This is a genomic window from Georgenia sp., assembly GCF_054605595.1.
Genome location: NZ_JBTSDU010000142.1, coordinates 1 through 7,392, shown reverse-complemented (window position 1 = coordinate 7,392; position 7,392 = coordinate 1). Strand labels below are relative to the sequence as shown.

General features: G+C 72.1%; 7 protein-coding genes and 1 riboswitch. Of the genes, 2 read left to right on the top strand and 5 right to left on the bottom strand.

Annotation, left to right across the window (positions count from 1 at the left end; translation table 11 throughout):
- The 3 genes from ACYC1Z_RS13180 to ACYC1Z_RS13170 form a co-directional block, all read right to left on the bottom strand.
- Positions 1 to 815 (bottom strand): NAD(P)H-binding protein (locus tag ACYC1Z_RS13180; RefSeq protein ID WP_461409980.1); only part of this gene is annotated, 815 nt, incomplete at its 3' end.
- 95 nt (positions 816 to 910) lie between these two features.
- Positions 911 to 1,612, bottom strand: coding sequence for a dioxygenase family protein (locus ACYC1Z_RS13175; RefSeq protein WP_461409979.1), 702 nt, complete (start codon positions 1,610 to 1,612; stop codon positions 911 to 913).
- Positions 1,563 to 2,198 (bottom strand): NADPH-dependent F420 reductase, encoded by a 636-nt coding sequence (locus ACYC1Z_RS13170; protein WP_461409978.1) that lies wholly within the window; start codon positions 2,196 to 2,198, stop codon positions 1,563 to 1,565. Before ACYC1Z_RS13170 ends, ACYC1Z_RS13175 begins: the two co-directional genes overlap by 50 nt.
- 172 nt (positions 2,199 to 2,370) lie before the next feature.
- Between ACYC1Z_RS13170 and ACYC1Z_RS13165 the strand changes: the two genes are divergently transcribed.
- Together ACYC1Z_RS13165 and ku are read left to right on the top strand one after the other, a co-directional pair.
- On the top strand, positions 2,371 to 2,868 hold the full coding sequence (locus ACYC1Z_RS13165; RefSeq protein ID WP_461409977.1) for a MarR family winged helix-turn-helix transcriptional regulator: 498 nt from the start codon (positions 2,371 to 2,373) through the stop codon (positions 2,866 to 2,868).
- Between the two features lie 180 nt (positions 2,869 to 3,048).
- Positions 3,049 to 4,068 carry a non-homologous end joining protein Ku gene (gene ku / locus ACYC1Z_RS13160; protein WP_461409976.1) on the top strand — a complete coding sequence of 340 codons (1,020 nt, stop codon included), beginning with the start codon at positions 3,049 to 3,051 and terminating at the stop codon, positions 4,066 to 4,068.
- Positions 4,069 to 4,079: 11 nt separating this feature from the next.
- On the opposite strand, the gene ACYC1Z_RS13155 is transcribed toward ku, so the two are convergent.
- Entirely contained in the window at positions 4,080 to 5,117 is a 1,038-nt protein-coding gene (locus tag ACYC1Z_RS13155) for a hypothetical protein (protein ID WP_461409975.1), read from the bottom strand.
- Between the two features lie 303 nt (positions 5,118 to 5,420).
- A riboswitch (SAM riboswitch) is annotated at positions 5,421 to 5,543 on the bottom strand.
- A gap of 150 nt (positions 5,544 to 5,693) precedes the next feature.
- A complete protein-coding gene (gene proB / locus ACYC1Z_RS13150; RefSeq protein ID WP_461409974.1) occupies positions 5,694 to 6,842 on the bottom strand; it encodes a glutamate 5-kinase in 1,149 nt (382 codons plus the stop codon).
- Positions 6,843 to 7,392 lie beyond the last annotated feature (550 nt).

Sequence of the window (7,392 nt, the reverse complement as noted above, 5' to 3'; positions counted from 1 at the left end):
GGGCGCCCGAGCAGCCGGTCGAGGTCGGTCGTGTCGCCGTCGAGCGCGCCGTCGGCGATGTTCTGGTCCACCGCCACGAGGAAGTCGACCGTGCCGGCGTCGAGCCCGGCGTCGGCGAGAGCCTGCGCCAACTCCTTCGCGGTCACGTTCTTCGCGACGACGGCGGTGCCGGTGGCATCGGTGACCGCCTCAGCCAGCTCGGTGTAGGTGAAGGCCGGGCCGGCGAGCTCGTGGACCACGTCGCCGTCAACCTCCTGGAGCAGCGCGACGGCGGCGGCCTCGGCCAGCTCGGCGCGCGTGGCGGCGGCGATGCGGCCCTCCCCCGCGGCGTGCAGGACCACGCCGGTGGCGACGTACCGGTCGACCTGGCCGGTGTAGTTCTCGGAGTACCAGGGGTTGCGCAGCACCGTGGCGGGGATGCCGGACTCCGCGATGAGCTGCTCGGTCGCGGCATGCTCGGGGGCCAGCACCAGCGGGGTGTCGTCGGCGCGGAGTATGGACGTGTAACCGATCCGGCCGACGCCGGCGCGGGCCGCAGCGGTGACCACGTTGCCGTGCTGGGGCACGCGGTTCCCGATCTCTGAGCCCGAGACCAGCAGGAGGCGGTCGACGCCGGCCAGTGCCGTCTCGAGGGTCTCGGGCCGGTCGTAGTCGCCCTCGCGCACCTGGACGCCGCGCGCGGCGAGATCCTGGGCCTTCTCGGGCGTGCGGGCGATGGCGACGACGTCGGCGGGGGCGACGCCGCGGACGAGCAGCTGCTCGACGACGGTGCGACCGAACGGGCCGGTGACTCCGGTGACAGCGAAGGTGGTCATGGTGCTCCTTGAGGGATCGAGGTCAGGCCCCGAGGTGGGCAGAGGTGCCGGTTCGGGGGTGGCCGGTGGTCGACAGGCCGGGGGGCCGCAGCGGTTCAGGCGACCTGGAAGGACCGCTTGGCCAAGCCCATCATGTACCCGTCGATGACGGTCGTCACCGCCGCGTCCGCCGACGTCGCCGCGCCGAGCGTGACGAAGAGCGGGACGTAGTGGTCGACCGTGGGGTGCGCGTACGGCATACCCGGTGCCTTGGACCGGAAGGCCGCCAGGGTGTCGACGTCGCCACGCGTGAGGGCGTCGGCGGCCCAGTCGTCGAAGTCGGAGGACCAGGTGGGGACGGCCCCCTCGAGCATCTCCCGCGTCATGAACGCCAGCCCGTGGGTCATGAAGCCGGAGCCGACGACCAGCACGCCCTCCTCACGCAGCGCACGGAGGCGCGCACCGAGCGCCATGAGCGCGTCCGGGTCCTGCGTGGGCATCGACATCTGCAGCACGGGCACATCGCCGAGGGGGTACATGATCTTCAGCGGCACCCAGGCACCGTGGTCGAGGCCGCGGCCCCGGTACTGGTGGACGGGCTCGGTGTCCGGCAGGGCGGCGACGACGCGGCGCAGCAGGTCGGAGGCCTCCGGCGTCGCGTAGGTCATCTGGTAGTGACGGGGGTCGAACCCGCCGAAGTCGTAGACCAACGGGGTGCCCGGGGCGGTGTCGCTGAGCCGGTGCGAGGACGGCGGGGCCGGGCTGGGATCAGGCGCCGAGGATCTTGACGGCGGTGCTCCAGGTGTTGCCGAGGCCACCCTGGATCGCCATGTGCAGGAAGCCGGTGGCCTCGAGCTGGTGGGCGCGCTTGAGCGAGCCGGCGTCGATGGCGCGCATGCCGGCGGACTCGACGAACGCGGTGACGGCGGCCTTGGCGTCGGTGTCGTCCGCCGCGACGAAGACGTCGAGCTTCTCGCCCGCGACGACGCCGCCACCGGCGAGGGGCCCGGCAAAGGTGGTGTTGAACGCCTTGACGACCGCGGCGGCCGGGATGACCTGCTGGATCTCCTGGGCGACGGAGGAGTCGGCCGGGGTGACCATCGTGTCGAAGGTGGCGAAGTCGACCGGGTTGGTGATGTCGATGACGACCTTGCCGTTCAGCGCGTCACGGAGGTCCGCGGCGACGCTGAGGGCGGCGTCGTAGGGCAGCGCGAGGACGACGATGTCGCCGGTGATGGCGGCAGCCAGCGGGCCCGAGGTGACGGTGCCGGTCAGCTTGTTCGCCAGGGCGCCGGCGTTGGACTCGTCGCGGGCCAGGAGCTGGACGCTGTGGCCACCGGCGACCGCGCGGGTGGCGATGCCGCGGGCCATGTTGCCGGCGCCGATGATGGTCAGAGAGGTCATGGTGGTGCTCCTTGTGCTGGTGGCGGGCGTGGACGAGGACGGGTGGTCCGGCCGATCCGGTCACCCGCGTGAGGTGGCATGTCACAACATAACCCCAAACACTTGATGCCTCAACCTGTTACGTGACCATGTTCGCTTGAAGCATCAAATCCAATCCATGTACTCTGTGGCCATGGACAAGACGATCTGGCTGACGGACGAGCAGGAGGCGGCCTGGCGCTCGCTGATGGCCGCGATCATGCTGCTGCCCGGCACCCTCGACGCCCAGCTCCAGCGGGACGCCAAGCTGACGCACGCGGGGTACGTGGTCCTTTCCGCCCTCTCCGAGCATCCTGAGCGTTCGATCCGGATGAGCCGCCTGGCACAGCTGGCGAGCATGAGCGTGTCCCGGCTCTCGCACCTGGTCGACCGGCTCGAGAACGAGGGCTGGGTCGATCGTCGGCCCGTCCCGGACGACCGGCGCTCCACCATGGCGGTGCTGACCGACGCCGGGTGGGAGAAGGTGGTCGAGACCGCGCCCGGGCACGTCGACAACGTCCGTGCGCTGATCTTCGACCACCTCACGTCCGCCCAGGTGCGCCAGCTGAAGAAGATCGCCGACAGCATCCTTCCCCAGCTCGACCCGGAGAACCGGCTGTTCACCTGCCCGGCCGCACCCGCGCACAGGTAGCGCCCGGGCGGACCGGACGGTCGCGGCGCGGTTCACCGGGGCCCGGCCCCAGGGCCGGGAACACCGGCCGAGCGGGTTCGCCACCACCCCTGGCCGGCGCCGGCGCACATGGGGTCGCTGAGCGCGACGATCTCGGGGATCATCGATCTGTTGCCGGTTTCGTCGGATTCGAGGTGTGCGATGCGCGCGATCTGGAAGGGTTCGATCACGTTCGGGCTGGTCAACGTGCCGATCAAGCTCTTCAGCGCGACGGAGAGCCACGACGTCGAGCTCCACCAGGTCCACGAGGCCGACGGCGGGCGGATCCGCTACCAGCGCCGGTGCGAGGTGTGCGGTGAGATCGTGCAGTACGGAGACATCGCCAAGTCCTACGGCGACGGCGAGCGGACCGTGGTGTTGACCGACGAGGACCTCGAGGCGCTGCCGGTCGAGCGCTCCCGGGAGATCGACGTGCTCGAGTTCGTGCCCTCGGAGCAGCTCGACCCGATCATGATGCAGAAGACGTACTACCTCGCGCCGGACTCGACGTCGACGAAGTCCTACGTGCTGCTGCGACGGACTCTCGAGGAGACCGACCGCACCGCCATCGTGACGTTCACGCTGCGGGAGAAGACCCGCCTCGGGGCGCTGCGGGTGCGCGGCGAGGCCCTCGTCCTCCAGTCGCTGCTGTGGGAGGACGAGGTGCGGGCCGCCGAGCTCCCCGAGCTGGACGAGCAGGTGCGCATCAGCGCCAAGGAGCTTCAGATGTCGGCGGCACTCGTCGCGAGCTTCGAGTCCGACTTCGAGCCCGCGTCGTTCACCGACGAGTACCAGGTGGAGCTGCGTCAGCTCATCGAGGCCAAGCTGGAACAGGGTGAGGCCGTGGACACCGCCGCCACGTTCGGCGAGGCCGAGGAGGGCGAGGTGGCCGAGGTGCTCGACCTCATGGAGGCGCTGCGCCGATCCGTCGAGGCCTCCCGCGGCAAGAAGGCGGGCGGCGACGCCACAGCCCACAGCTCGGCCGGGTCCGGCAAGGCGGCCCAGGGCAAGGTCGCTCCGGAGCGGGCGGCCAAGGAGGCGGCGTCCAAGGAGGCGGCGTCCGAGGAGGCGGCGTCCGAGGTGCCCGTCCCAAAGGAGGCCCCGGCCAAGAAGGTGGCGTCCGAGGTGCCCGCCCCGAAGGGCGCCGCGGCCAGGAAGTCGCCACCGCGGCGCAGCGCCTGACCGGAGCGCGGTCAGGCGACCGAGACCGCCCGGGGTCGCCGCACCGCTGGGCGGGCGACCTGGGCGGCCGCGTGCGTCGGGTCCTGCGGCCGCTGCACCGCGGGGCGGGCGGCGACGGTGCGCTCCGCCACCAGGCCGCGGCTGCGTAGCGCCGGCAGGACGCCGCGCAACAACGCCACCACGTCCGCCGGCAGCGACCCCGGCAGGACGACGAACCCGTCCGCCCCGCCGGCCTGCAGCCACGTCTGGACGAGCTCGACGACGTCCGCAACGGTGCCGACGGCGGAGAGCGCCCCGGCCCAGGCGGCGTCGGGGCCGGCGATGTCCCCGATGAGCGCGGCGCGCGCCTGGGCGGTGTCGCGGTCGCCCGAGATGACGGTGTGCAGGTCGACGAGCACACGCACGTCCCGGCCGGCGGCACGCGCCGCGGCGCGGACGCCGTAACGCAGTTCGCGGGCCCACTCGAGGTCCGTCTCACGGATCCGCACGACATCGGCGAAGCTGCCGGCGGGCTCGACCTCGCCGTCCGTGCTGACCGGGACGACGACTCGCGGCGCCGCCACCCGCGTGGATCGGGTGGCGGAGAATGCGCGGCTCACGGCTTCCAGCGTGTGGGCCAGGACCTCGCCGCCGCGCGGGTCGCCGAGCTGCAGTCCGGTCCAGGTCCCGTTCGTGGCGGGAACCTGGCCCAGCTCGCCGGCGACGAGCGAGAGGTCCGCACCGGCGGCGGGCAGCGTCGCGACCAGTCCGGCGGCGCCGGCGTGCGGGCTGATGCGGCGGACCGCGACGACCGGGTCGAGCCACGAGTTGGCACGCACGGCACGGTCGCTACGGAGGCGGAACCGCTCGCCGAGAGTGACGAAGTCGACGCCGCCGTCGTGCGCGGCCTTGGTGAACGAGGAGAGACGGGCGAGGTTCGCCGTCTCCACGGGGAGGTCGGCGGAGAAGCCGTCGGTGGCGTCGCCGACGCCGAGGCCGGTCAGGTCGAGGCCGACGGTGACCTTGGTCGAGGTGGAGGCGGTACGGGTGGGGAGGTAGGAGACAGGCATGGCACACATCCAGGGGTGTCGTCGGGCGCGTCGAGGGACGTCGGCCGCGAGAAGGCTGAAGGATCCTGACCGACCGGCTCCGCCCGGTGGCGTCTCACACGCCGGGGACGGAGGGCTCGAGGTCAGGGGTGATGCGTCAGCGCAGAGCGCACCGGGGCATCGCGGGGAACGTCGTCAGGCCGACATTCGCGAACGGCAGCACATGGACATGCACATGGAGCGGCAAGGCGAGAGAGCGATCTGCCTGGGGCTCACGGGCGTGTTCATGGTCGTCCTGGTTCCTTCTGCTTCATGCACCCTGAGGTGCCGTGCGTTGCCCCGCCGGGAGGCGGGACCAGGTCATCTCCCGGGGCACCCCCGCACACGGGGGTTGTCGACCAGCAAGCCGGGACTTAGCGCACTGGGTGCGCACTGGTGCTCTGAACCTGACGTGAAACTAAGGCAGGCACGGTTCGAGTGTCAACGACCGTCCACCTGTCGGGCGCGCCGGCGGGACCGGATCTGGACCGACGTCAACGCCGGCGGGACCGGATCTGGACCGACGTCAACGCCGGCGAGACCGGATCTGGACCGACGTCAACGCCGGCGGGACCGGATCTGGACCAGGTCGTCGCGGTGGACGACGGCGCGGGGATGGCCGTCCGAGCCGTCCTCCCGCATCTGGTACGTGGACTTGCCCATCATGTCGGGGATCTCCACCGAGCCGTAGCCGCTGAGCCCGCGGGCCACGAGACCGTCGGGACCGACCAGCTCGACGGCGTCGCCGGCCTCGAACTCGCCGTCGACACCGACGATCCCGGCGGCGAGCAGCGACCGCTTCCCCTCGGTGACGGCACGGGCGGCGCCGGCGTCGAGGTGGAGGCGGCCGCGTACCTGTGCGGCGTGGGCGAGCCAGAGCCGTCGGGCGGACTTGCGCCGGCCGGTGGCGGCGAACCACGTGCCGACGTCCTCCCCCGCCAGGGCCGGCACCACGTTGGCGGCCGAGGTCAGTACTACGGGGATGCCGGACTGGGTGGCCATCGAGGCGGCGTCGAGCTTGGTCACCATGCCGCCGGTGCCGATCTCGCTGCCCCGCCCGGTGACCTCGACGCCTGCCAGGTCGTTCGGGCCGGACACCTCGCGGATGAGCCGCGCGCCCGGCCGGTCGGGTGGCCCGTCGTAGAGGCCGTCGACGTCGGTGAGCAGCACGAGGGCGTCGGCCCGCACGAGGTGGGAGACGAGGGCGGCGAGCCGGTCGTTGTCGCCGAACCGGATCTCGTCGGTGGCAACCGTGTCGTTCTCGTTGACGATCGGGACGACGCCGAGCGTGAGGAGCCGTTCGAGGGCGCGTTGCGCGTTGGCGTAGTTGGTGCGGCGGATGAGGTCCTCGGCCGTGAGGAGCACCTGCCCCACCCGCTGGTCGTGACCGGCGAACGCTGCCGTGTAGCGGGCGACGAGCAGCCCCTGGCCGACGCTCGCCGTCGCCTGCGCGGTGGCGAGGTCCTTCGGCTTTCCCGACAGCCCGAGCGGGGTGATGCCGGCAGCGATCGCACCGGAGGAGATGAGCACGACCTGCTGGCCCTGGGCACGGCGGTGCGCGATGGCATCCACCAGGTTCCCCAGCGCGGTCAGGTCAAGTCGGCCGTCCGGGGCGGTCAGGGACGACGACCCCACCTTGACGACGATGCGTGGGGCCGTCGCGACCCCGTCCCGGCTGGTCAGCGGCACGTTCACGAGGGACATCATCCCCCACCGCGGCCCCGTGCCCCGGTGCGGTCCGGCGCTCGGTACGCATCTGGATCGGCACGATCGACCGGCGCCCGCAGGTACTGGCGGTGTACGGGGAACGCGTGCCGCGCGCAGCTCGCGGGTCCGGGCGCGCCCCGGCGGACCCGCGGGCACTGGCGGTGCACCGGGAACGCACGCCAGACCGGCTCGTCGCGTTCAAGCGCAGTACGACCCCGCCGCGAACCACGTCCGGCTCAACCACAACATCCGGCCGCACTGCGGGGGGCCGACCAGGCTGAGCCGGCGTTGTGGTGAGCATCTGCTGGCCTATGACCAGCAAATGCTCACCACTGTGCGCAGGCCTCAGTCGATGTCACCGGGAGCGGGCACTCACTCGCGCGTGCATCTCGGGGTGCGGAGGTCAGGACGGGTGCGGCGCGCGCCGCACCCGTCCTACTCCTCGGGGTCGGCCCAGTGACCGGCGTCGCGCTCCTGCCACAGCTCCTCGCGGGCCGCGGCCTTGGCGTCCATGAGGTCGTGGTAGCCGCGCCGCTTCTCCGCGCGGGTC